25 protein-coding genes are annotated in these 25,513 nt (G+C 43.3%); 12 read left to right on the top strand and 13 right to left on the bottom strand.

Annotated elements, in window-relative coordinates:
• Positions 1–6: 6 nt before the first annotated feature.
• Genes lptB through D3222_RS07395 form a run of 6 tightly spaced genes read right to left on the bottom strand, consistent with a single transcriptional unit; the run spans position 7 to position 4,399 of the window.
• Positions 7–732 carry an LPS export ABC transporter ATP-binding protein gene (gene lptB / locus D3222_RS07420; RefSeq protein ID WP_118985590.1) on the bottom strand — a complete coding sequence of 242 codons (726 nt, stop codon included), beginning with the start codon at positions 730–732 and terminating at the stop codon, positions 7–9.
• Between the two features lie 6 nt (positions 733–738).
• Positions 739–1,272: a lipopolysaccharide ABC transporter substrate-binding protein LptA gene (gene lptA / locus D3222_RS07415; RefSeq protein WP_118985589.1), complete on the bottom strand. Its 534-nt coding sequence runs from the start codon at positions 1,270–1,272 to the stop codon at positions 739–741.
• Entirely contained in the window at positions 1,253–1,831 is a 579-nt protein-coding gene (gene lptC / locus D3222_RS07410) for an LPS export ABC transporter periplasmic protein LptC (RefSeq protein WP_118985588.1), read from the bottom strand. Before lptC ends, lptA begins: the two co-directional genes overlap by 20 nt.
• Positions 1,832–1,851: 20 nt before the next feature.
• Complete coding sequence (kdsC, locus tag D3222_RS07405; protein WP_118985587.1) at positions 1,852–2,415, bottom strand: 3-deoxy-manno-octulosonate-8-phosphatase KdsC; 564 nt, start codon at positions 2,413–2,415, stop codon at positions 1,852–1,854.
• 17 nt (positions 2,416–2,432) lie between these two features.
• A complete protein-coding gene (gene kdsD, locus D3222_RS07400) occupies positions 2,433–3,401 on the bottom strand; it encodes an arabinose-5-phosphate isomerase KdsD (protein ID WP_118985586.1) in 969 nt (322 codons plus the stop codon).
• A gap of 23 nt (positions 3,402–3,424) precedes the next feature.
• A complete protein-coding gene (locus D3222_RS07395) occupies positions 3,425–4,399 on the bottom strand; it encodes a calcium/sodium antiporter (protein WP_118985585.1) in 975 nt (324 codons plus the stop codon).
• A 229-nt stretch (positions 4,400–4,628) separates the two neighbouring features.
• Here D3222_RS07395 and mlaF point away from each other — a divergent pair, with 229 nt between their 5' ends.
• From mlaF to murA, 7 genes are all read left to right on the top strand, one after another.
• Positions 4,629–5,432 (top strand): phospholipid ABC transporter ATP-binding protein MlaF, encoded by an 804-nt coding sequence (mlaF, locus tag D3222_RS07390; RefSeq protein ID WP_118985584.1) that lies wholly within the window; start codon positions 4,629–4,631, stop codon positions 5,430–5,432.
• 10 nt (positions 5,433–5,442) lie between these two features.
• A complete protein-coding gene (gene mlaE / locus D3222_RS07385) occupies positions 5,443–6,225 on the top strand; it encodes a lipid asymmetry maintenance ABC transporter permease subunit MlaE (RefSeq protein ID WP_118985665.1) in 783 nt (260 codons plus the stop codon).
• Between the two features lie 4 nt (positions 6,226–6,229).
• Positions 6,230–6,736, top strand: a complete 507-nt coding sequence (gene mlaD, locus D3222_RS07380; RefSeq protein ID WP_118985583.1) for an outer membrane lipid asymmetry maintenance protein MlaD — start codon at positions 6,230–6,232, stop codon at positions 6,734–6,736.
• Positions 6,737–6,769: 33 nt separating this feature from the next.
• The gene (mlaC, locus tag D3222_RS07375) at positions 6,770–7,399 is read left to right on the top strand and encodes a phospholipid-binding protein MlaC (protein ID WP_118985582.1); all 630 of its coding nucleotides are present in this window, start codon (positions 6,770–6,772) and stop codon (positions 7,397–7,399) included.
• A 1-nt stretch (position 7,400) separates the two neighbouring features.
• Entirely contained in the window at positions 7,401–7,694 is a 294-nt protein-coding gene (gene mlaB / locus D3222_RS07370; protein WP_118985581.1) for a lipid asymmetry maintenance protein MlaB, read from the top strand.
• 269 nt (positions 7,695–7,963) lie between these two features.
• Positions 7,964–8,218, top strand: a complete 255-nt coding sequence (ibaG, locus tag D3222_RS07365) for a BolA family iron metabolism protein IbaG (protein ID WP_118985580.1) — start codon at positions 7,964–7,966, stop codon at positions 8,216–8,218.
• A 51-nt stretch (positions 8,219–8,269) separates the two neighbouring features.
• The gene (gene murA, locus D3222_RS07360) at positions 8,270–9,535 is read left to right on the top strand and encodes a UDP-N-acetylglucosamine 1-carboxyvinyltransferase (RefSeq protein ID WP_118985579.1); all 1,266 of its coding nucleotides are present in this window, start codon (positions 8,270–8,272) and stop codon (positions 9,533–9,535) included.
• Between the two features lie 165 nt (positions 9,536–9,700).
• Here the strand turns inward: murA and degS are convergent, their stop codons facing one another.
• From degS to zapG, 4 genes are all read right to left on the bottom strand, one after another.
• Positions 9,701–10,762 carry an outer membrane-stress sensor serine endopeptidase DegS gene (gene degS, locus D3222_RS07355; protein WP_118985578.1) on the bottom strand — a complete coding sequence of 354 codons (1,062 nt, stop codon included), beginning with the start codon at positions 10,760–10,762 and terminating at the stop codon, positions 9,701–9,703.
• A gap of 1,786 nt (positions 10,763–12,548) precedes the next feature.
• Complete coding sequence (gene vapB / locus D3222_RS07350; RefSeq protein ID WP_118985577.1) at positions 12,549–12,776, bottom strand: type II toxin-antitoxin system VapB family antitoxin; 228 nt, start codon at positions 12,774–12,776, stop codon at positions 12,549–12,551.
• A gap of 115 nt (positions 12,777–12,891) precedes the next feature.
• Positions 12,892–14,268 (bottom strand): serine endoprotease DegQ, encoded by a 1,377-nt coding sequence (gene degQ / locus D3222_RS07345; RefSeq protein ID WP_118985576.1) that lies wholly within the window; start codon positions 14,266–14,268, stop codon positions 12,892–12,894.
• Positions 14,269–14,505: 237 nt separating this feature from the next.
• A complete protein-coding gene (gene zapG, locus D3222_RS07340; protein ID WP_118985575.1) occupies positions 14,506–14,910 on the bottom strand; it encodes a Z-ring associated protein ZapG in 405 nt (134 codons plus the stop codon).
• 218 nt (positions 14,911–15,128) lie between these two features.
• Here zapG and zapE point away from each other — a divergent pair, with 218 nt between their 5' ends.
• From zapE to sspB, 5 genes are all read left to right on the top strand, one after another.
• Positions 15,129–16,259, top strand: coding sequence for a cell division protein ZapE (gene zapE / locus D3222_RS07335; protein WP_118985574.1), 1,131 nt, complete (start codon positions 15,129–15,131; stop codon positions 16,257–16,259).
• Positions 16,260–16,514: 255 nt separating this feature from the next.
• Positions 16,515–16,943 carry a 50S ribosomal protein L13 gene (gene rplM, locus D3222_RS07330; RefSeq protein WP_118985573.1) on the top strand — a complete coding sequence of 143 codons (429 nt, stop codon included), beginning with the start codon at positions 16,515–16,517 and terminating at the stop codon, positions 16,941–16,943.
• A 15-nt stretch (positions 16,944–16,958) separates the two neighbouring features.
• Positions 16,959–17,351 (top strand): 30S ribosomal protein S9, encoded by a 393-nt coding sequence (gene rpsI, locus D3222_RS07325; protein ID WP_011148146.1) that lies wholly within the window; start codon positions 16,959–16,961, stop codon positions 17,349–17,351.
• 310 nt (positions 17,352–17,661) lie between these two features.
• A complete protein-coding gene (gene sspA, locus D3222_RS07320; protein WP_058589205.1) occupies positions 17,662–18,303 on the top strand; it encodes a stringent starvation protein SspA in 642 nt (213 codons plus the stop codon).
• Between the two features lie 3 nt (positions 18,304–18,306).
• Positions 18,307–18,822 carry a ClpXP protease specificity-enhancing factor gene (gene sspB / locus D3222_RS07315; protein ID WP_118985572.1) on the top strand — a complete coding sequence of 172 codons (516 nt, stop codon included), beginning with the start codon at positions 18,307–18,309 and terminating at the stop codon, positions 18,820–18,822.
• A 50-nt stretch (positions 18,823–18,872) separates the two neighbouring features.
• On the opposite strand, the gene D3222_RS07310 is transcribed toward sspB, so the two are convergent.
• The 3 genes from D3222_RS07310 to gltB all read right to left on the bottom strand — a co-directional run bounded on the left by D3222_RS07310 (position 18,873) and on the right by gltB (position 25,503).
• On the bottom strand, positions 18,873–19,379 hold the full coding sequence (locus D3222_RS07310) for a hypothetical protein (RefSeq protein ID WP_118985571.1): 507 nt from the start codon (positions 19,377–19,379) through the stop codon (positions 18,873–18,875).
• Positions 19,380–19,617: 238 nt separating this feature from the next.
• Entirely contained in the window at positions 19,618–21,036 is a 1,419-nt protein-coding gene (locus tag D3222_RS07305; RefSeq protein ID WP_118985570.1) for a glutamate synthase small subunit, read from the bottom strand.
• Positions 21,037–21,045: 9 nt separating this feature from the next.
• Positions 21,046–25,503 (bottom strand): glutamate synthase large subunit, encoded by a 4,458-nt coding sequence (gltB, locus tag D3222_RS07300; protein ID WP_118985569.1) that lies wholly within the window; start codon positions 25,501–25,503, stop codon positions 21,046–21,048.
• Positions 25,504–25,513 lie beyond the last annotated feature (10 nt).

Here is a 25,513-nt window from a genome sequence, read left to right as displayed (position 1 = left end):
GCCAAATTAGAGCCGGAAACCTTCGCCTAAATAAACGCGCTTCACCTGTTCATTATTAAGAATATCATTAGGTGTGCCGTGAGCAATCAGATGCCCTTGGCTGACAATATAAGCACGTTCGCATACATCCAATGTTTCACGGACATTGTGGTCTGTGATAAGGACCCCTAGTCCATAATCTCTCAAATGCTGAATGATCTTCTTGATATCGATGACTGAGATCGGATCTACGCCGGCGAAAGGCTCATCCAGCAAAATAAATTTCGGGTTGGCTGCCAGCGCTCTGGCAATTTCGACGCGGCGACGTTCACCACCGGAAAGCGATTGACCAAGATTGTCACGTAGGTGGCTGATATGGAACTCTTCCATCAGCTCTTCGGCACGCTCTTTTCGTTGTTCTTGAGTCAGATCCTGGCGGATCTCCAATACCGCCATCAGGTTGTCGAAGACGCTTAGACGGCGGAAAATAGAAGCTTCCTGAGGCAAATAACCAATACCACGGCGTGCCCGTTCGTGAAGTGGCAGTAGGCTGATATCTTCATTATCAATGGTAATTGTCCCGGCATCCCGTGAAACGATACCGACGACCATATAGAAAGTCGTTGTTTTCCCTGCACCGTTCGGACCAAGCAGGCCGACAATTTCGCCGGAGTTCACGTTTAGGCTGACATTTTCAACGACCTTACGGCCTTTGTAAGCTTTTGCCAGGTTTTCTGCGTTTAGTATTGCCATATATCGTTATTTACTCTTGTTGTTAGCCCCAGTGCCTTCTTCTTGTAATTGAGAAGGTAGTAGGACGGTTGTCACTCGTTTCCCTTTGTCACTAAACGCTTCCATCTGCTGAGTTGGGACGAGATAGGTGATACGATCACCTTTTATATTGCTGTCTAACTGTTCCAAATAGGCATTGCCAGTGAGTGTAACCAGCTCTTTATCCATTTCATAACGCATTTTGGAACCGCGGCCCTTGATTGGTTTGCCATTGTCCTGTAGTTGATAGAAGGTTACCGGATTACCAAATGCTTCAATAACCATTTTCTTAGAATCGCCATCTGGGCGAGTCACAACAACTTTGTCAGCGCGGATATCGATAGAACCCTGTTTAACGATCACATCTTCTGTAAATGTGGCAGTGTTCCCTGTCATGTCAAGGGTTTGTTTAACAGAATCGATAGAAATGGGTTTCTGTGTGTCATCTTTCAGTGCCATGGCGGGAAGAGTGACTGCAAAGATAGCACTGGCAATAAAAGCATTACGGATTCTGTTTTTCATGTTGGATTTCATAGTAGGTGTTAACCTTTTCAATCAGTTCAGCGGTTTTGTTTCGCAGGTTGCCACGCATTTTCATACCGACGGATTTTAGCCCGACACCAATCAGTGTGACCTGATCGTCGGATGAAACATCCTGAGTGACCAGGTTGATGATAGCGTTCTCTGTAGTAATACGTTGTAATTGTGATGTATTAGTCAGACTGTCAGCCTGTACGTCTCCGTAAAGATAGAGCATTTTGTCATTAGTCAGTTTGGCTTTGTTAGCACGAACTGTCCATGTAGCAATGGCATTTGAGTCATAAGTAATTAATACCGGTTTGGTAAACCAGGTAATTTTTGACTCTGCATAATTCTGGACATCATCAGCGACCAATTTATACGTCAATTTCCCCGTAGGGTCATAAACAAAAGTTATGGCTTCCTGACTTTGATAGGTTGGCTGACTGTTATCTGTAGCAGAAGATGATTTAGTCTCATCTGAATCAGACAAGTTCCAGCCCATTAACGCCAGGATGATTAATACCAGAGTTATCACCAACCAGGATTTGATTCTATCCATTTTCGTTTCACTTCAACCTACTATATTGATAATCCTTTGGACTCTTCTAGCTTATTCTGAGCGAAAAGCACCAAATCACAAAGTTCCCTTACCGCCCCGTGTCCCCCTGCAATTTGGGTGACATAATGCGCTTTTGGTAAGAGTAATGGATGTGCATCTGCCACGGCGACAGATAAACCCACTTGTTCCATGACCGGCCAATCAATCAGATCATCACCGATGTAAGCAACCTGTTCTGGTCTTAATCCCAGTTTATCTAACAATTCTTTGTACGCCAAAACCTTATCACTTTGTCCTTGGTAAAGATGTGTAATACCTAAGGTATTTGCTCGATCTTCCAGCAATTTTGCTTTACGGCCGGTAATAATAGCGACTTCGATTCCTGAAGTAATTAAGCAGCGAATTCCGTAACCATCTCGAACATTAAATGTTTTTAATTCTTCACCGTTATTGCCCATATAGATCCGACCATCGGACATAACACCGTCAACATCGCAAATCAGCAAGCGGATTTTACAGGCTTTTTCAATAACGTCTTTATTAACTGGACCATAACAGGTGTCCAAATAAACTAATTGGCTCATTAAGGCATTTTCTCCGGTTACACCACACCCGCTTGTAGCAGGTCATGCATATGTAATACACCAAGTAATTTATTTTCCTCTGCGACCAACAAGGAAGTGATATGGTGTGATTGCATTAAGTTCAATGCATCAACTGCAAGGGCATTCGGTTTGATGCGGATACCACCTGTTGTCATAACATCTGAAATTTTGACATTGTACAAATCGACGCCCATATCAAACACTCGCCGTAAGTCACCATCAGTAAAAATACCATCAATATACATATTTTCATCGCAAATGACGGTCATACCCAGTTTTTGTCGGGTGATTTCGAGCAGAGCTTCGCGTAAGGAAGCGTCACGATTAACCTTTGGAATATCATTGCCTGTATTCATCAAATCACTCACCAGTAGCAGAAGTTTGCGTCCAAGAGTGCCGCCTGGATGTGATAGTGCGAAATCTTCAGCGGTAAAGCCGCGTGCCTGGAGCAATGCAACCGCTAAAGCATCACCCATAACCAGTGTTGCAGTGGTACTGGTTGTAGGAGCCAAACCTAGCGGACAGGCTTCCTGTGGGATTTTGATACACAAGTGGATATCGGCGGCTTTTCCCATATTACTGTTGTAATTGTTAGTCATGCAGATAAGCGGAATTTTTTGGCGTTTTAATGCGGGAATCAGCGACAAAATTTCACTGGATTCACCCGAATTTGAGATAGCTAAAACAATGTCTTTAGGTGTGATCATGCCGAGGTCGCCGTGGCTGGCTTCTCCCGGATGAACGAAAAAGGATGGTGTACCGGTGCTGGCGAAAGTGGCAGCAATTTTACACCCGATATGGCCGGATTTGCCCATCCCCATGACAATCACTTTACCTTCGCAGTTGAACATCAGTTCACAGGTACGGTCAAAATCTCCGTTTATATGTTGTTCAAGTTCTGTTAATCCATCACGTTCTATGTGTAATACTTTTTTACCCGTTTGCTGAAAATCAATCTTAGGCATTTCTTTTTCCTACTCATTCGTGTTTATTCAATGTTGTAATTGGAAATAAACAGTACGATAAAATAAGCGATAAAGCAGCTTAATAACAGGACACCTTTAAATCGGTTTAATCGGTGTTTACGACCCAGACAAAATGCAGTAAATATTATGCTGGCTACCATCATTACCCAAAAGTCACGATGGAAAGATTCAGGTGAAATAGCTGCTGGTGAGAGTAATGCGGGAAGGCCCAAAACAATTGATATATTGAATATATTCGAACCTATAATATTCCCGAATGCAATGTCATCTTCGCCTTTGAACGCGGCGGCAATAGAGGTTGCTAATTCTGGCAGGCTGGTACCGACCGCAAGTACAGTAAGCCCGATAACTAATTCACTGATGCCATAAATGCGGGCAATAACAGTTGCATTATCAATAACCATACGAGTTGCCATAGGTAAAATAAGTAACCCTAATAGAATCCAAAGTAGGGCAATGTGTTTATTGCCTTCGACCGGTAATTCGGCAGCCTGTTCTTGCGTATAAATATCCGTTTCTGCACGGCGCGGGAGAGCAACCATTTTTATCATCAGCAAGATATACACCATGGCGGAAGTGAGTAATACCAACCCATCCATCCGGCTGAGGTAGTGATCACTCATCAAATAACCACAAAAGGCGGTGAGCAGTAGCATCAACAGCAGTTCCTGCCGCAGGATATCTGATTTTACTTCCATCGGGCGAATAAATGCAGCAGCACCGGTTATTAGTAGCAGATTAGTAATGTTGGAGCCAATAACATTACCCACGGCCATATCAGGTTGACTATCTAGCATTGCAGTAACTGAAACCATTAATTCGGGTAGAGAAGTTCCAATGCCAACAATGGTAATACCAATAATAAATGGAGGCAGCCCCAGAGTACGGGCAAAAATCGCAGCACCATATACTAATCTATCGGAACCATATACCAGTAAAATCAACCCGGTAATGAGAAGTGAAAAGGTCAGAAGCATGAAGCATCCCTTGTTAAGGTATATTCCGAATTAATGTTAACGCTGGTTGATTTTCTAAACAAAAATTGTCTACCCAGTTAGATGGGGTATATTCTGACGGCGGCGGATAGAAAAGTAAAATTTGTCATCACATTAATGGCGAAAATTCTCCAGTTTTTTTGTAGTATATATGATTAATATATGAACCAAATATTAAAGCCAATTTATTAACCGTTAAGGGCTATCAATAATGAACCAACAGACAGCAAATCTCATCGAGATCCGTGGTATGTATTTTACCCGTGGTAACCGTTTGATTTTTGCTGATATTAATTTAGTTGTGCCTAGAGGAAAAGTCACTGCAATTATGGGGCCTTCTGGGATAGGGAAAACAACACTATTACGATTGATTGGCGGTCAGTTACGTCCTGAGCGCGGAGAAATCTGGTTTGATGGCGACAATATTCCTGTTTTATCCCGTTCTCACTTGTATGCTGCTCGCAAGAAGATGAGTATGCTGTTTCAATCTGGGGCATTATTCACGGATCTCAGTGTCTTTGAGAACGTTGCTTTTCCGCTGCGTGAACATACGAATCTGCCTGAAGAAATTATACAGACCACGGTAATGATGAAATTAGAGGCCGTAGGGTTACGTGGTGCCGCGAATTTGATGCCTTCTGAACTTTCCGGTGGTATGGCCAGGCGTGCAGCTCTGGCGCGTGCCATTGCACTTGATCCTGATCTGATTATGTTTGATGAGCCTTTTGTTGGCCAGGATCCGATTACGATGGGGGTTTTGGTGAAGTTGATTGATGAACTGAATAAGGCACTTGGCGTTACCTGTGTGGTTGTTTCCCACGATGTACCGGAAGTTCTGAGCATTGCAGATTACGCTTATATTATTGCTGAACAACAGATTATTGCTGAGGGTACTGCTCGGCAGTTGCACTCTAATTCTGATAGACGAGTACGGCAATTTCTTGATGGTATTGCTGACGGGCCGGTACCTTTCCGTTTCCCGGCTGGGGATTATAAAACTGAGTTATTAGGATAATGGGATGTTAATGTTAACACAGGTGCTGGTGGCACTTGGCCGACGGGCCATTGAGGTATTTGCCTCTTTTGGTCGTGCGGGTTTTATGCTTTTCCTCGCGATAATTGGCAAGCCAGAACCCGCCAGACAATGGCCGTTACTCCGACAGCAGCTTTACAGCGTGGGTGTTCGGTCATTATTGATTATTATCGTTTCAGGGCTGTTTATTGGCATGGTGCTTGGCCTACAGGGGTATCTGGTACTAACAACATATAGCGCAGAAGCCAGTCTTGGTATGATGGTGGCGATATCTCTGTTGCGTGAATTGGGGCCGGTGGTCACTGCACTATTGTTTGCTGGTCGAGCAGGATCAGCCCTGACCGCGGAAATCGGTTTGATGAAAGCCACGGAGCAAATTTCCAGCCTGGAGATGATGGCGGTAGATCCATTACGGCGTGTGATAGCACCCCGTTTCTGGGCCGGGTTTATCAGTATGCCGCTATTATCCTTGATTTTTGTGGCGGTAGGTATTTGGGGTGGTGCGATGGTTGGTGTTGATTGGAAGGGGATTGACAGTGGCTTTTTCTGGTCTTCAATGCAGTCTGCTATCGAGTGGCAGAAAGATTTACTTAATTGTTTTATTAAAAGTGTCGTTTTCGCCATTACCGTGACTTGGATTGCCTTATTCAATGGTTATGATGCGATTCCTACTTCGGAAGGGATCAGCCGAGCAACGACCAGAACGGTGGTTCATGCGTCGCTAGCCGTTTTAGGTTTGGATTTTGTGCTGACAGCACTCATGTTTGGGAACTAAGCCAATGCAAAGCAAGAAAAGTGAAATTTGGGTTGGATTTTTTGTCTTGATTGCACTGGCTGCAATCGTCTTTTTATGCCTAAAAGTGGCAGACATTAAATCGGTAGGCAACCAGCCAACTTACCGTCTGTACGCAACTTTTGACAATATTGGTGGTCTGAAAGTGCGTTCACCGGTAAGAATTGGTGGTGTGGTGATTGGCCGTGTTGCAACTATCTCTCTTGATGAAAAAACTTATACGCCGCAAGTGGCACTGGATATTATGAAGCAATATGACCATATCCCTGATACCAGTTCTCTTTCCATCCGTACTTCTGGCCTATTAGGTGAACAATATATTGCCCTGAATATAGGGTTTGAAGATCCCGACATGGGAACCCGTATCCTGAAAGAGGGTGACCGCGTACAGGATACCAAATCAGCAATGGTACTTGAGGATCTTATCGGCCAGTTCTTGTATAAGAGTGGTGATAATGTCCAAAGTGGGGCAGAGCATCCATCGACACCCTAGCCAGCAACTGAATATCATTAAGAGGAACCAATTATGTTGAAGAGATTATTAATGGTGGTGGTGCTGGTTGTTGCGCCATTAGCGAGCGCAGTTGATCAGACGAATCCTTATAAGTTGATGCAGGATGCGGCGGAAAAGACTTTTACTCGTTTGAAAAACAGCCAATCACAAATTCGTCAAAATCCAGATTATCTGCGTAAAGTGGTGAAAGAGGAACTACTGCCTTATGTCCATATCAAATACGCAGGGGCATTGGTTCTGGGGAAATACTATAAAGATACGACTCCAGAGCAGCGTAAGGCTTATTTTGTTGCATTTGAATCCTATCTTGAGCAGGCTTATGGGCAGGCTTTGGCAATGTATCATAATCAAATTTACCAGATTGACCCTGAAAAGCCGTTGGGAGACAGTAATGTTATTGCTATTCGTGTCACGATTATCGATCCGAATGGCCGTCCTCCTGTCCGTCTTGATTTCCAGTGGCGCAAAAACAGCAAAACGGGTTACTGGCAGGCATTTGATATGATTGCAGAAGGCGTCAGTATGATTACGACTAAACAAAGTGAATGGGCTGCTATCTTGCGTCAGCAAGGTATCGATGGCTTAACCAAGCAGCTTGAAATCAGCGCTCGTCAGCCAATTACTCTGGAAGAGAAAAAGTGAGATGAGTGAGTGTTTGAGTTGGGAAAAAGTAGAGCAAACATTGATCCTCAAAGGTATTTTGGATCGCGACACTTTGCTTCCTCTCTGGCAGCAAAAAGAAAAGTTAATGGCCGATATCGACTGTATCAATGTGTCACAGCTTGAATATGTGGATTCTACCGGGTTGGCTCTTTTAGTTCGTTTTAAGCATCATATGCAAAAGAGAGGGGATAAATTGCGCTTTTCTGGCATTGATGAACGGCTTAACACCCTGATTACGCTCTATGATCTGCAAGAAATTATCATTGATAGCTAACCGATAACCTCATTAATTATCTGTACATACCCTATGGATTTCAAGATGCATCGCGACGGCAAGGGAACGAATCCCCGGGAGCATAGATAACTATGTGACTGGGGTGAGTGAGTGCAGCCAACAAAGAGGCAACTTGAAAGATGACGGGTATAATCAGCGCCCTTGTAAGCAGAAATATTACAAGGGCGTTTTCACAGTTTAAGAATAAGCAGGATTCTATTAGGATAGATGGCTGTCTATTATTTCTAACTACAGAACATTGAGCAATTATGGATACTAATGAGATTAAGCAAGTGCTGATGGATAAATTAGCACTGGATGAAGTCATCGTTAACGGAGATGGCAGCCATTTCCAGGTTATTGCGGTGGGTGAAATGTTTGCCGGTATGAGCCGGGTGAAACAGCAGCAAGCCGTTTATGCGCCTTTGATGGAATACATTGCTGATAATCGTATTCATGCCCTATCAATCAAAGCCTACACACCGGATGATTGGAAACGAGATCGTAAACTCAACGGTTTTTAATGTTGTTTGCCTCGCCGCGAGCAGCAAATCATATAAAGAGAGTCGTCACAGATGGATAAATTTCGTGTGAAGGGGCCCACTCGTCTGTCGGGTGAGGTTACTATTTCCGGGGCAAAAAATGCTGCACTGCCAATCCTGTTCGCCGCGTTGTTGGCTGAAGAGCCTGTTGAGTTGCAAAATGTTCCAGAATTGAAAGATATTGATACTACTATCAAATTATTGAATCGCCTTGGGACCAAAGTTGAACGCAATGGTTCTGTGTTTGTGGATGCTCGCAGTGTGAATCAATATTGTGCGCCTTACGAGCTAGTGAAAACCATGCGTGCATCTATTTGGGCGTTAGGTCCTTTGGTAGCGCGTTTTGGCCAGGGGCAAGTTTCTTTGCCGGGTGGTTGTGCGATTGGTGCTCGTCCAGTTGATCTGCATATCAGTGGGTTGGAACAACTCGGTGCTGAAATTGTGCTGGAAGAGGGCTACGTTAAGGCTTCCGTTAATGGGCGTCTGAAGGGGGCTTGCATTGTGATGGATAAAGTCAGCGTTGGGGCGACCGTCACGATTATGACTGCGGCCACGTTGGCAGAAGGGACAACCGTTATTGAGAATGCAGCACGTGAACCTGAAATCGAAGATACGGCTAATTTTCTTAATACCTTGGGAGCAAAAATTACAGGTGCAGGCACTGACCATATCATCATTGAAGGTGTAGAACGTCTTGGTGGTGGTGTATACCGTGTATTACCCGATCGGATTGAAACGGGAACATTTCTTGTTGCGGCAGCGATATCCGGTGGCAAGGTGGTTTGCCGTCATGCTCAGCCTGATACGTTGGATGCCGTATTGGCTAAATTGCGTGAGGCGGGAGCTGATATTGAAATGGGTAAAGATTGGATAAGCCTCGATATGCACGGTAAACGTCCTAAAGCTGTGACATTACGTACTGCTCCGCATCCGGGTTTTCCGACCGATATGCAGGCACAGTTCAGCTTACTGAATTTGGTTGCTGAAGGGGCTGGTATGATTACCGAAACTATTTTCGAAAATCGTTTCATGCATATCCCTGAATTAATTCGTATGGGGGCTCATGCAGAAATTGAAAGTAATACCGTGCTTTGTCATGGTGTTAAGAAATTATCCAGTGCTCAGGTCATGGCGACGGATTTACGCGCATCGGCAAGTTTGGTTCTGGCGGGTTGTATTGCGGAAGGTGTAACGGTTGTTGACCGTATTTATCATATTGACCGGGGTTATGAACATATCGAAGATAAGTTGCGGGGACTTGGCGCAAACATTGAACGAGTGAAATCAACGGGGAAGTAATTTTGTTTTCTTATTGTTGGAAACAGGAAGCACTATAGTTTTAGCAAAGTAAGTAATGATGGGTAGAAGAAGTAAAGTGCAAACTCAAGCCGATAAGAAAGGATTGGTATGCCATGACAATCTACCCACCATTTTTATGGTGATTAAAAGATTTTTACTGGATGATTAATATTCACCATATTCTTCAACGGTCACTTGTAGCGATAATATTTTCCCATTGCGCAATAAAGTGACAGGAATAACGCTGCCGGGGCGTATTTCAGCTACTTGATCCATTGTTTCAACCGCAGAAATAGCAGGTTTATTATTGACACTGGTAATGATATCACCCACTTTAATACCGGCTTTTTGCGCTGGCCCGTTTGCAGTCACCTGAAATACTCGTAGCCCTTGAAGCTGGTTAATATTGCCATTAGAAGAGCGAATATGTGGCAGCTCCTGTGACGTTATGCCGATAAAACCCCGGATAACCCGTCCGTCACGGATAAGTTTCTGCATAATCTTGGTGGCGAGTTCAGTCGGAATAGCAAACCCCAATCCTTCTGGTGTTTCACCATTTTCACTTTTATCGAATGATAATGTATTGATACCCACCAGCTCTCCAAGGGTGTTAATCAATGCCCCGCCAGAGTTACCTTGATTAATGGAAGCATCGGTCTGGAGAAAGTTTTGGCGGCGGGTAGGGCTTAATCCGACGCGACCAGTAGCGCTAATAATTCCTTGAGTAATGGTTTGCCCCAAGTTGTAAGGGTTACCAATGGCTAAAACGACATCTCCCACATGGGCCACTCTATTTGGATTGATAGTAATGACAGGCAGGTTTTCGGCATCAATTTTCAGGACGGCAAGATCCGTTAAGCTGTCAGAGCCTATGACCAGAGCTTCATAAAAATGACCATCTTGCAGTGCAATAATAATTTGTCCTGCATTATTAATGACGTGTTTATTCGTAAGAATGTAGCCTTTATCACTCATGATGACGCCAGAACCAAGGGTATGGTTTTCCCGGCCTTGATGAGAAAAACTCCCCATGTTGCTGCTGTAGACATTAACCACGGCAGGCGCTGCTCTACGGACACCTTTATTAAAGCTGAATGGAACTTCGTCATTACTGTTGCTGGTAATTGCAGATATCAGCCCGCTAGGGCGCAGTGATGGAATGGTAATCAGTAAAATTACAGCTACAAGTAATCCTAAAAAAGCGGAACGCAGCAACTTGGCAATCATGGGTATTATTCAATGTGAGTTAATGAGTCATTGCAGGATAACATAGAAATTAACAGACACTGCATTATGCTGTATCTCGGATTGCTGACTTTTAGCGCTTCGATTATCACTATTGAGTTTTCATTAATAATAAAACGAAAAAATTTGTACTGGTGGTTTGCATGGGTATTAAACTCTTTTTTATCGCATTTTGCTACAATCAGAGGGATTTTAACGCTATTTTTACTGTCTTTAACTTTTCGTTTTAATGCTTTTTATTTACTTCGTAACGTTGATATTCACTCAGATTAAATCATGTGGGTTGCCGTTTTTTATGTGGTCTGAAAGCAAGGAATGACAGAAACTTTCATTCATTCAGGTAAGATGAGATACACTTTATCTGCATATGATAAAACAGTAGTTAAAAAACCGTTTATGGTCTGTCAGTGTGGTTTTAAAGTCTGGAAAAAATAGTCAGCATATTATGAAAAAGCAGGTAAAACCTTTAATCATTAAAGGTAAAAATAAGTGATTAAGGCTTTTTAAAAACGGGTGAAAATTCGATGCTATACTGACATTGGAAGAGAAAACATCAGGAAAAACCGGTCTTGAATTGATTAACAAAGTGATAGCGTTAACCCGATAATAAGAATAAAAATATTTAATAGGATTAACCGTACTAAGCTAGTTTTCTTAAATAAGAGATTTTACATGGTCTGTAAGAAGTTTACGAAAAGCCAGAGACAATCATTAAATAGAAACGGTAAACCTTTAGGTTGGCTAGATTAGCAGTATTAAAAATGATTAAATAAGTAGGAATTGATCCTAATATTACTAGCATATCTGTTGTCAGCTCTGGTTTTAAAGTTAAAAAATTAAATACAGTGAAAAGGGAAAACCTAAACATCAGTTTAATGAAAATGGAAAAGTTAAATACGGATCATGAAACGAAAAAACATTAAGTTTATAAAAACTGCTCAGAGAAAACCATCTATTGGATGCATTTTTGCTTTAAAAGATAGGAAAACCATAGGAATGATAATTGTTTTACAGATTCCATCTTTTTAACATGGTTAACTTTCTCTTTTTACTTGTATTTTCTGTTTTTAGCCGTCGCAAACGCTTTTTTATCGGTAATTAACTCAGCTGAGGGTTAAAAAGTAGGTATTCTATTAATGCCAGCTTTTTAAAAAGTAAAGAATGAATAAAGATGGTCTATTCCTTTAATGATCATTTAAAAGTGAGTATATAGAGAAATTAGAGATTTTATATAATAAGGAGAAGGCAGGTTTAACTTAATAGATGCCTTTTTTATAAGTACAGTTAATTATATTTAATAAAATGCTATTAACCATTAACAGAGAGTTGAAAAGAAATCAGCAGGTAAAAGAATATTATTCATCGTGTTGATATTAAAGTGTTTTCTAACCGTTATTTTACTGAGAAAATTATAAATATAACGCAATAAAAAGAGGGGTAAAACGGTTAATGTGGTAGGATTTAACTGCTAAACAGAAAGTTAATTATCGGAAAAAATATAAAGGGATATCTTTAACATTATCAGGTTATTTACTGTCATAATTTATGCGGAAAATAAAGGGTGGCGGCCTATAAAAAGCTCTCAGGATTGAGAGTAAACAGCATCAGCAAAGATAAAAAGCGAGTATGATTAACGTTGGTTAAATGTAAAATACGATATGCCATGATGATTAAACTTAATAAAAAGCAGGTGTTAAGAGTGGTAAAAACAACGGTTAAAACCTTATACCGATTAAAATCAGAGGTTAAAACAATGGTTTATATTTTTTCATAACTTAACGCGTTCTTTTTCCACAATGTCCAGTCGTTCGGTTAAAAAGTCAGAGTCAGCTTTTTCTTGCTGTAAAAAGGAATTCCAACTGGGTTTAATCGGTCGCAGGATAACGATATCGCCTTCACGAATAATCTCCAATTCATTCACTCCCTCCAAATCGAGGTCGTGAGGTAAACGTACAGCTCGGTTATTGCCGTTTTTAAATACTACTACGGTTCTCATATTGAGTCCTCCAGAAAAACTGATTTACAAGACCACCCATAGTGGGGGATATCAGCGAATTTGAGACACAGCATTACGCTGTGTCTCAAATTTAGATCGATTTTTACTAAAAGTATTAATTTCTCAGTAACAGATAGATACTCTCTTCTCCGCGAAGAATGTTCAGCGCTATGACTGGAGGTTTAGAATCAATAACTTTGCGCAGTTCATTAATATTCTGTACCCGTTCATTATTGATCCCGACAATCAGGTCATTTTTCTGTAAGCCAGACATCGCCGCCGGTGAATTTTGGGTGACACTATCGATTTTCACACCGTAAGTCCCTTTCACTTCACCATTGCTCAGGGTTGCACCTTGCAGGGCAAGGGTCAGATTTCCGGCTTTGGTTGTTTGGCCTTCACTGTTTTCTAGCGTAACAGAAACTTCCATTGGCTTACCTTTGCGCAATAAGCCAATTTTAATTTCTTTACCGGGTATCGTTGTGCCGATTTTGGCTTTCAGTTCAGCAAAGCTACTAATTTTTTTACCATCAACGGAAATAAGAATATCGCCGGATTTAATACCTGCTTTCGCTGCTGCGGATTTTGGTAATACTTCACTGACAAATGCTCCGCGTTGGGCATCAATATTGAATGCCTTGGCAATATCGGCGTTCATTTCAGTACCTTTGATACCGAGAATACCGCGTTTGACTTCACCGTGAGCGATAAGCTGCTCACTCAGGGTTTTTGCCATATTACTTGGGATGGCAAAGCCGATACCGATGTTACCGCCGCCTGGAGCCAGAATTGCTGTGTTGATACCAATCAACTCGCCATTCAAATTAACCAGTGCACCACCGGAGTTACCTCGGTTTATAGAGGCATCGGTTTGGATGAAATTTTCCAACCCTTCCAGATTCAGACCGCTGCGTCCTAACGCCGAGATAATTCCCGAGGTTGCAGTTTGACCAAGACCGAATGGATTACCCACCGCGACAGCAAAATCACCAACCCGGAGCTTATCGGAATCGGCTATTGTAATTGCCGTTAAATTCTTGGCATCTTTCAGTTGCAGCAAGGCGATGTCAGTTTGAGCGTCGCGACCTAGCAGTTTAGCTTCATATTCACGTCCATCATTCAATTGGACACGGATTTTATCCGCATTCTCAATAACGTGATTGTTGGTCAATATATAACCTTTGGCGGCGTCAATGATGACACCTGAGCCAAGCCCTTGAAATGGGCGGGTACTTTCACGGCCCATGGGTAGATTTGGACCAAAGAAGAACCTGAACTCTTCCGGTATACTCTGCTCCTGTTGTACCTGAGTACCGGAAACATGCACGCTGACAACCGCTGGCAGGACTTTTTCAAGCATCGGTGCAAGGCTTGGCAACGCCTGACCGGCAATAGCAGCAGGCAGAGCAGCATTGCTAATCATAGGGACAGAAATTGCAGACAACCCGATACTGATTGCTAATGCACTAAGGAATAAGTGTTTTCTTTTCATCTAATTTTGTTCTCTTGTATACCTAAGCCAGAAGGCTAATTAAGTTAATTCCGGCAAGCTGCCATGATTACTCTATGACTGTTAATTATTAAATAAAGTTCATCGGGCAAACAGATTTAGCGTGATTCTTTACAGGTATTTACATGATTGAAAAACAAAAAAACAAAACTTGTAGGTAGATAATGGATTTTACATTTGAATTAATGCTATGGCACAAGATGTGCCATAGCAGGGTATTTACTGGTTTTTTTCGTTCATCGGACGAAACAGGCCGGAAGCACTATCGGAATAATCTCTTGGTGGCATTTTAACCGGAGATTGATCATTATCCGCTTCTGATTCAGTCAATCGATAATTAAATGGATTTTCTTGTGCTGGCATATTCGGCATCAGTTCATGAGAGCTTTTAGCCATATGCTGATATAACTGACGATAATCGCGAGCCATATTGTCGAGTAATTCTGCACTACGGGCAAAATGACCAACTAATTCTTTACGGTACTCTTCCAGTTCTGATTTATTATTCTCCAGTTCAGTTTGTAAGGCTTTCTGTTGGCGCAGCTTAGTGTTACCAAAACGCATAACTAGCGCTCCGATAGCAAAACCAACCACCAATCCAATCAGTGTATACTCCCAAGTCATAGCTACTCCTTCATCGACATCGTTGTTCCGCAGAATGTTTCACTTAATTATCGTCACTATAACCGTTAATCTAGTTAGAGTGGAATATTGATCATGATTTACATTTGCTTGTAGATCTTATTGTGGGCCTTATTGTAGACAATTGATCCGGTAATAAGGTCAATCTGAATCATAAAAACGATAAAAAACGGGCGATTATTTTAAGGATTGTTATTGTCATGCCATCATTGATTACCCCTTCATCATGCTATCAACAAGCCCTTTCTAAGGGTAAATACCAACCAGATGATGTTCAGCGTCAAGTTGTAGCTCAATTGGATACCATTCACAATGCTCTGATTAATGTTTCTCCCGGCAATCCCGCGAGGCGACAAAGCTTGAAAGGGCGTCTGAGTAAACTGTTAGGAAAGCAGGCTTCAATGAGCTGTGCACCTGTGCAAGGGCTTTATATGTGGGGAGGCGTTGGTCGAGGGAAAACGTGGTTAATGGATATGTTTTACCAGAGTTTACCCGGTGAAAGAAAATTACGTTTGCATTTCCATCGTTTTATGCTGCGGGTACATGAAGAATTAAAGGCATTGCAAGGGCATGAAAATCCGCTGGATATTGTGGCGGATGGTTTTAAAGCGGAAACAGATGTGCTTTGCTTTGATGAATTTTTCGTCTCCGATATTACTGATGCCATGATTCTTGGTACATTGTTGGAAGCGCTGTTTGTCAGGAGGATTACCTTGATTGCAACGTCAAATATTCCTCCTGATGAACTCTATCGCAATGGTTTACAGCGAGCTCGCTTTTTGTCTGCTATTGAGCAGATCAAAAAATATTGTGACGTTATGAATGTGGATTCGGGTATTGACTATCGGTTGCGCACGTTGACACAAGCTCATCTCTATTTCACACCGCTGAATGAAGATAATGAACGAGCGATGGATCAAATGTTTATTCTTTTGGCCGGTAACAGTAGTGAACAAGCCTCTGTATTGGAAATTAATCATCGGCGGATGCCGGCAATTCGTCATGCTGATGGTGTATTGGCAATTGGATTTAAAGTCTTGTGTGAAGATGCGCGTAGTCAGATGGATTATATTGTTTTATCAAAACTTTATCACACTGTTTTGTTATATCAGGTTCCAGCGATAATGCCGGGTAATGAAAATGCTGCTCGTCGTTTCCTGGCATTGGTTGATGAATTTTATGAACGCCGGGTAAAATTGATAATTAATGCGGCGGTGCCGATGGAGCAGATTTACCAAGGGGGGTTGTTGGTTTTCGAATACCAGCGTTGCTTATCCCGTTTGCAAGAGATGCAAAGTGAAGAGTACCTGAAATTACCTCATTTACCTTAAGTTTGAGTTCGCTTATATATTTCAGACTGAAAACTGATTTTAAATATTCAAATGGGGGTCGATTTTTATTTTTGACTTCTCTATAATCTTGCGACCCCACGTTACAGCAATGTTTTTTTCCCAAAAACTTGCATATAGTGCCGGCATAGGCTATTCGAAGGGGTAGGTTTGCTGGACAAGAGTCGTGTGAACCTCGGCAAGTTTCTGAACCTTGAGTGTTCACCAACGTGTAACTTATTTATTGGGTAAGCTTTAATGAAAACTTTTACAGCTAAACCAGAAACCGTAAAACGCGACTGGTATGTTGTTGATGCAGATAGTAAAACTTTAGGCCGTCTTGCAACTGAAGTGGCTCGTCGTCTGCGTGGCAAGCATAAAGCGGAATACACTCCGCATGTTGATACCGGTGATTACATCATCATCGTTAATGCAGAAAAAGTTGCAGTCACCGGCAACAAGCGTTCTGATAAAATCTACTATCACCACACCGGTCATATCGGTGGTATTAAGCAAGCGACCTTTGAAGAGATGATTGCCCGCCGTCCTGAGCGTGTAATTGAAATCGCGGTTAAAGGCATGCTGCCAAAAGGGCCACTGGGCCGTGCAATGTACCGTAAACTGAAAGTTTATGCAGGTAACGAGCACAACCATGCGGCACAGCAACCGCAAGTTCTGGACATTTAATCGGGATTATAGGCAATGGCTGAAAATCAATACTACGGCACTGGTCGCCGCAAAAGCTCTTCCGCACGTGTCTTTATTAAGCCAGGTAGCGGTAATATCGTCATCAACAAACGCAGCCTTGAAGTTTACTTCGGCCGTGAAACAGCGCGCATGGTTGTTCGTCAGCCGCTGGAGTTGGTTGATATGTTAGGTAAACTGGACCTGTACATCACCGTTAAAGGTGGTGGTATTTCTGGTCAAGCGGGTGCAATCCGTCACGGTATCACCCGCGCACTGATGGCGTATGACGAAACTCTGCGTTCTGATCTTCGTAAAGCTGGCTTCGTTACCCGCGATGCTCGTGAAGTTGAACGTAAGAAAGTTGGTCTGCGTAAAGCACGTCGTCGTCCACAGTTCTCTAAACGTTAATTTTTTGTCTTTATGGCAATTATTTAATGTACAAACCCGTCTTTGTGGCGGGTTTTTTACTTAATTATCCATACACTTCCCCCAAAATGTACAAAATCTGGTAAACTAGTGCCAATTTTTGCCTCATCCATTTGTCTGCTTACTATCTGAACGGTAATAATTGTGTTGAAACGATAGTAATTGTGTTGAGTAGCGCATTCCGTATTCACCGTTGTGGCGCAGAAACATAAGGGATGAGAATGAATGAGTAAGAATAGTCGTGGTCGTGTGGGGCTATTCATTCCCTTTTTAGATAAACTTGGAGGTTTTCATGGCTGTCGCTGCCAACAAACGTTCGGTAATGACTCTGTTTTCAGGCCCGGCCGACATTTTTAGCCATCAAGTGCGAATTGTATTGGCGGAAAAAGGTGTCAGTGTTGAAGTTGAACAGGTTGAGGCAGGTAACCTGCCACAGGACCTTATCGATCTGAACCCTTATCAGACAGTTCCGACTTTGGTTGATCGTGAGCTGACGCTGTATGATTCCCGCATCATTATGGAATATCTGGATGAGCGCTTTCCTCATCCACCATTAATGCCTGTGTATCCAGTTGCCCGTGGTTCCAGCCGTTTGATGATGCACCGCATCGAAAAAGACTGGTATTCCCTGATGCATACTATTGAGGAAGGCAATTCTCAAGAAGCCAATACGGCCCGTAAACGATTAGCAGAAGAGTTGCTAGCAGTGGCGCCAATATTTAAAGAGATGCCATTCTTTATGAGCGAAGAATTCAGTTTGGTTGATTGTTATCTTGCTCCTTTACTGTGGCGTTTACCGGTATTGGGTATAGAACTACCGAGTTCTGGTACTAAAGATTTACAAATTTACATGCAGCGTGTCTTTGAGCGTGATGCATTCTTGGCTTCATTAACCGAAGCTGAACGTGAAATGCGCTTGCAATCCAGGAGCTGATTTATGGAGCTGTCTCAAATGTCTCCCCGTCGTCCTTATTTGTTGCGTGCTCACTACGAGTGGTTACTCGATAATGATATGACTCCGCATCTGGTTATAGATGTGACTTTACGCGGAGTTAATGTACCAATGGAATATGCCCGTGATGGGCAAATTGTGTTGAATATAGCGCCGAGAGCTGTTGGTAATCTTGAGTTAACCAATGATGAAGTACGCTTCAATGCCCGCTTTGGCGGTGTTCCCCGTCGGGTTAATGTACCGATGGCGGCAGTTATGGCGATTTATGGCCGTGAAAATGGAGCGGGAATGATGTTTGAGCCTGAAGCAGTTTATAAAGATGAATATCTTTTTAAATCCGCTTCAGATCCGGATAAGGTTGATATCTCCGCATCCGCGGCAGATAATCTGGTATTAGTTACGGATACATTGCCCGATGCTGAAGATGATAGTGGAACTTCACCTGATGATGAGCCACCAAAACCGACAAGAGGGCGCCCTGCTTTACGGGTAGTAAAATAAGCGTTAAAAGAGGGGGCGATTTGCCTCCTTATTTTTTTCAAATTCATTGATTAGAATTCTGTATTGTAGGCTTTTTCTAATTCCCATAAACAGTCTTCAATTCTGTCTTTAACTTTGTAATCTGTGATAGCGCCTAAGCTCTTTTTAACTTTATCTACAAATTCTATTTTATTCTCCCTGGTCCCCAGTTCTGGTGGGATTGTGCAGATATCAGCCAATGATATATTGTTTTCTTTATCTGCGTTAGCAAGGACTTCAACGGGATTATTAATTAATGCAAGGGATAATGCATAACGCATCCCTTTGGCAAAATCCAGATGCATACTTTGCGTTAATTTAAAAGCCAGTTTTATCCAGTTACTGTCACCAGTAGAAATTTTGTGAGTGATTTCTTGCTTGGCGCCCATTTCACCTAATTCTGCCACCACGGAATTGGTACCTCTATTTACAATTTCTTTGGTAATATTTTCAGGTGTCAGTGGGCGTGATAAGGCAAGTGCCGTATGACTGATAAACAGCATTGGAGACAATAAAATTAGAGTTTTTATTAGTCGCATTAATATTTCCAGTATTTATAGTTGAATAAGCATAGTGATACTTGTGCTGGTTAGTTGGAATATTTTATTTAAAACTCATATTAACGAGAGGGAATATTCCAAAATATCATGTATGACAGTAATAAGTGTGGAATGTTCATTAAATCCACTTATTTTTTTGTGTAAGAGTAATCCAATTAATATAAGTTATCGAACTGATAATAGAAATAGGTGGGAGCTGAAAAGCTCCCTTGGTTGATTAGATGTTGAGATAATCAAGAATGCCTTGTGCGGCTTTACGCCCTTCGGCAATTGCGGTTACAACCAGATCTGAGCCACGAACGGCATCTCCACCAGCAAATATTTGCGGATTGCTGGTTTGAAAGGGAATATCTGAGCACTCTGGTGCAACAATGCGTCCCTGTTTATCTAAGGCTACTTGATGATCACTGAGCCAGTTCATTGTATGTGGTTTAAAGCCAAATGCCATGATCACTGCGTTAGCTTCGAACAGCCGTTCCGAGCCTGCGATAATTTCAGCTTGGCGACGTCCATTCTCATCAGGTTGACCTAGTTGAGTCTGTACCATTTTTATGCCACAAACTTGACCTGAATGATTGATTTCAATACTGACAGGTTGCAGATTAAACAGAAATTCTACGCCTTCTTCTTTAGCATTTTTTACTTCGCGCTGGGAGCCTGGCATGTTGATTTCGTCACGACGATAAGCACAGGTAACTGAGGCCGCTTTTTGGCGAATAGCCGTTCTGACACAATCCATTGCAGTATCTCCGCCACCGAGAACCACGACTCTTTTACCTTGCATATTGATGAAAGGTTGCGATTGTAGGGCGGGATAACCCATCAAATTCCGGGTATTGGCAGTCAGAAATGGCAGAGCGTCATAAACACCATCAGCATCTTCATTTGCTAGTCCCCCACGCATTGACTGATAGGTTCCTACACCCAGGAACACCGCATCAAACTGCTCAGTCAGTTCAGATAAGGCAACATCTTTGCCTATTTCAGTATTAAGCCGGAATTCAATACCCATCTCAGAGAACATTTCACGGCGACGTATCATGACCTCTTTTTCCAGTTTAAATGCCGGTATGCCAAAGGTGAGTAATCCACCGATTTCAGGATGGCGATCAAAAACAACGGCTTGTACGCCATTACGGGTCAATACATCAGCACAAGCTAGCCCAGCGGGGCCTGCACCAATAATCGCAACCTGTTTGCCCGTTGGCTGAACTTGTGACATATCGGGCTTCCAGCCCATGGCAATAGCTTTATCATTGATGTAGCGTTCAATATTACCAATAGTCACTGCCCCGAACTCATCATTCAGAGTGCAAGCGCCTTCACAAAGGCGATCCTGTGGACAAACACGACCACAAACTTCCGGCAGGCTGTTTGTTTGATGGGATAAATCAGCCGCTTCCATAATACGTCCTTCATTGGCAAGTTTAAGCCAATTGGGAATGTAGTTATGAACGGGACATTTCCATTCGCAATAAGGGTTACCGCAAGAAAGGCAGCGATCGGCCTGTGTCTGTGCCTGAATTGCTGAAAATGGCTCATAGATTTCCACAAATTCTATTTTGCGGATTTTCAGCGGCTTTTTAGGCGGATCGACGCGTTGTAAGTCGATAAACTGATATACATTCTGGCTCATCTTGGCTCCTTATTGCGCTTGAATTCGCAACTCTGCGGAAGAACGACTGCGATGTCCCAGTAGGGCTTTCACATCACTGGATTTTGGTTTCACAAGCACAAATTTGCTCAGCCACTGTTGCCAGTTAGCAAGAATATCTTCACCGCGTTGGGAGCCTGTCAAGAGGACGTGTTCAGTGATAAGCCCTCTCAAGTGCTCTTCGTGGATAGCTAAGGCATCTACTGCCAGTACTTCGACCAACTCTGGGTTAACCCGTTTGCGGAAATCATCATTTTCATCCAGGACATAAGCAAAGCCGCCGGTCATTCCTGCACCAAAATTTATGCCAGTGCGTCCGAGAATACAGACGATACCGCCTGTCATATATTCACAGCCATTATCTCCGATGCCTTCTACAACTGTAATCGCTCCTGAATTACGAACGGCGAAGCGTTCTCCTGCTCGCCCGGCAGCCAACAGTTTGCCTCCGGTTGCGCCGTAGAGACATGTGTTGCCAATGATGGTTGCTTGATGGCTTTTGAAGGCAGAACCTACAGGAGGGTGTATAACAATGCGGCCGCCAGCCATACCTTTACCGACATAATCATTGGCATCACCGATGAGGGTCAGCTCCAGACCGCCGGCATTCCAGACGCCAAAACTTTGACCGGCAGTACCATTGAAATGAATTTTTATTGGTGCCGCGGCGATCCCCTGATTACCATATCGAGCAGCGATAAAACCGGAAAGAGAAGCGCCCACTGAACGATCCGTATTACGGATATCGAAATAGAACGTTTTACTTTGTTGGCTCTCAATATAGCTAGAGGCTTGAGCCAGTAAGTTTTTATTCAGTGCCCCATTATCAAATGGTGGATTGTTTTCGGTGCAATATAATTTTTTGCCCTGATGGGGCTCTGCGGTTGCTAATAGCGGATCGAGATTTAGTTTGCTCTGTTTTGCTGAGATACCTTCCAGTACTTCCAACAGGTCGGTTCGGCCTATTAAATCAGTTAGATTTTTGACACCCAATGTAGCCATGATTTCTCTGGTTTCACGGGCGATAAAGCGGAAATAATTCATTACCCGTTCAGGTAATCCGTGGTAGTGGTCGCGACGTAATTTCTCATCCTGAGTGGCAACCCCGGTTGCACAATTATTGAGATGGCAAATACGCAGATATTTGCATCCAAGGGCAACCATTGGCCCAGTACCGAAACCGAAACTTTCAGCGCCAAGAATGGCCGCTTTAATAATATCTACGCCCGTTTTCAACCCGCCGTCAACTTGTAAGCGGATCTTATGACGTAATCCGTTAGCAACTAGTGCTTGTTGGGTTTCCACCAGCCCCAATTCCCACGGGCATCCGGCATACTTCACCGATGACAGTGGACTGGCGCCGGTACCGCCGTCATAACCTGCGATAGTAATTAAATCGGCATAAGCTTTGGCAACGCCAGTGGCAACAGTACCAACGCCCGGTTCTGAAACCAGTTTTACTGAGATTAGCGCATTAGGGTTGATCTGTTTTAGATCGAAAATCAATTGAGCCAAATCTTCAATAGAGTAAATATCGTGATGTGGTGGTGGAGAAATAAGGGTTACGCCGGGTACGGAATAACGCAGTTTTGCAATATATGGTGTTACCTTATCACCCGGTAATTGCCCACCTTCTCCGGGTTTAGCACCTTGCGCGACTTTAATCTGAATCACATCAGCGTTGACCAGATAAGCAGGTGTCACACCAAACCGACCGGAAGCAACTTGTTTGATACGGGAAACCTTTTTTGTTCCATAACGTGCGGGATCTTCTCCACCTTCGCCGGAGTTGGAAAAACCACCTAGCGTATTCATCGCTTCAGCCAGAGCTTCGTGTGCTTCCGGGCTTAATGCGCCAATCGACATCGCTGCGGTATCAAAGCGCTTAAACAGCTCTTCGGCAGGTTCTACTTCTTTAATAGGTAGAGGTTCATCTTTTGTTTTTATCGCCAGTAAATCACGGATTGTGGTAATTGGACGCTGATTAACCAGACGAGAATATTTCAAGTAATCGTTATATTCGCCACTGTGAACCGCAGACTGTAAAGTGCTGACAACATCCGGGTTATAAGCGTGGTATTCGCCGTTATGAACATATTTCAGCAAGCCGCCCTGATCGAGTGGTTGACGAGCAAGCCATGCACGTTTAGATAAGTTTCGCAGATCCTGCTCAAAATCGTTGAAATTAGCACCGCCAATTCGGCTAACGACGCCATTGAAGCAGAATTCAGTTAATTCGGAATGTAAGCCGACAGCTTCAAATAGTTTAGAACAGCGATAGGAGGCGATAGTCGAGATGCCCATTTTCGACATGATTTTATATAACCCTTTATTGATACCATTGCGGTAGTTAAGCATGACATCAGCATAAGGTTTATTAATTGTGCCATTATCGACCATTTTGGCGAGGGATTCATAAGCCAGGTAGGGATAAATCGCTGTTGCACCAAATCCCAGTAGTACAGTGAAATGGTGTGGATCACGGGCACTTGCTGTTTCTACTATCAAGTTGGTATCACAGCGTAGGTTTTTTTCTACCAAACGGTGTTGAATAGCGCCAACAGCCATGGGAGCAGGTATAGGTAACTTTTCCGGCGTAATGTTGCGGTCAGATAATACCAACAATACCGCACCATCTCTGGCGAGTTGTTCAGCCTGGTCACACAATGCAAATAGGGCATTTTGCAGATTGGTTTCTTGTGGATTGAAAGTTAAGTCTAATTGTTCTGCGCGATAGTGTGGACTTTGCTGCGTTATTAATTGGTGAAAGTCAGAGTAGAGCAGAATAGGAGATTTAAAACTTAATCGGTGTGCTTGCCCCTCTGCTTCACAAAATACGTTCATCTCCCGCCCGATGCAGGTGGTGAGAGACATAACATGTGCTTCGCGTAGTGGATCGATTGGCGGATTAGTGACTTGAGCAAATTGCTGGCGGAAATAGTCATAAATAATCCGTGGGCGGCTGGAAAGGACGGCAAACGGCGTATCATCTCCCATTGAACCGGTTGCTTCCTGACCATTTTCTCCCAGGACACGGATGATTTGATCTAGCTCTTCGTTGCTGTAGGCAAATTGTTTGTGATAAACCGCTAAGGATTGATCGTTCAGATCTCGGTGACCGGCTTGATCTTCCAGTAATTCTTCAAATGGGGTCAGGCGCTTGACATTTTTATCCATCCATTCTTTATAGGGATGGCGGCTTTTCAAGTCATTGTCTGTTTCTTCTGCATGGAGGATACGGCCTTGGCGGGTATCAATCACGATAAGTTCACCGGGACCAACTCGCCCTTTTTCCACCACTTCATCCGGTTGATAATCCCAGATGCCGACTTCGGAAGCACAGGTGATCAACTTATCTTTGGTGATGACATAACGTGCCGGGCGCAAGCCATTACGATCCAGATTACAGGCAGCGTAGCGTCCATCTGACATGACGATACCCGCAGGGCCATCCCACGGCTCCATGTGCATAGAGTTGAAATCAAAAAAAGCCCGCAGATCTTCATCCATATCAGGATTGTTTTGCCATGCGGGAGGAACCAGCAATCGCATCGCACGGATTAAATCCATTCCGCCGTTGAGAAACAGTTCCAGCATATTATCCAGCGAGCTGGAATCTGATCCTGTTTCGTTTACAAAAGGGGCAGCAGTGTGCAGATCAGGAATAAGCGGGGTTTTGAATTTATAGGCTCTTGCTCGTGCCCACTGGCGGTTACCGGTGATGGTGTTTATTTCACCGTTATGGGCGAGATAGCGGAAAGGTTGTGCCAATGGCCAGCGTGGGACGGTATTGGTTGAGAAGCGCTGGTGGAATAGGCAAATTGCCGATTCCAAACGTAAATCAGCCAGATCGGGATAGAAACGGGGCAAATCTGCCGCCATGCACAGCCCTTTATAGATAGTCACCAGATTGGACAAACTACAAACATAAAAGTCGCTGTCGCTGATGCGTTTTTCTATCCGGCGGCGGGCAACGAATAAACGGCGTTCTAAATCACGGGCACGCCAGCCAGCAGGAGCATTAACAAAAATCTGTTCGATACGGGGGAGGCTGGAAAGGGCGATTTCTCCCAGAATATCACTGTTGGTCGGTACTTCACGCCAGCCAACGACTGACAGCGTTTCATTTTGCAGCTCCTGTTCGACTATTTCCCGGCAGTTTTGGGCAATCTGAGGATCCTGGCTGAGAAATAGCATACCGACTGCATAATTGCGGGCTAAACGCCATTCGTGCTCTTGTGCGACCATCCGAAAAAAACGGTCGGGTTTTTGCAGCAATAAACCGCACCCATCGCCGGTTTTACCATCTGCCAGAATTGCGCCACGATGTTGCATTCGTGCCAGTGCATGGATAGCGGTACGGACTACTTTGTGGCTTGGCTCCCCTTCAATATGGGCTATCAGTCCAAAGCCACAGTTATCTTTTTCTTGAGATTTGTTATATAGCATAGTGTGAACC

It is taken from the genome of Photorhabdus sp. CRCIA-P01 (assembly GCF_003545805.1).
Lineage (GTDB): Bacteria > Pseudomonadota > Gammaproteobacteria > Enterobacterales > Enterobacteriaceae > Photorhabdus > Photorhabdus antumapuensis.
Note: the sequence above shows the minus strand (reverse complement) of the source record. Positions and strands in the feature narration are given on the sequence as shown.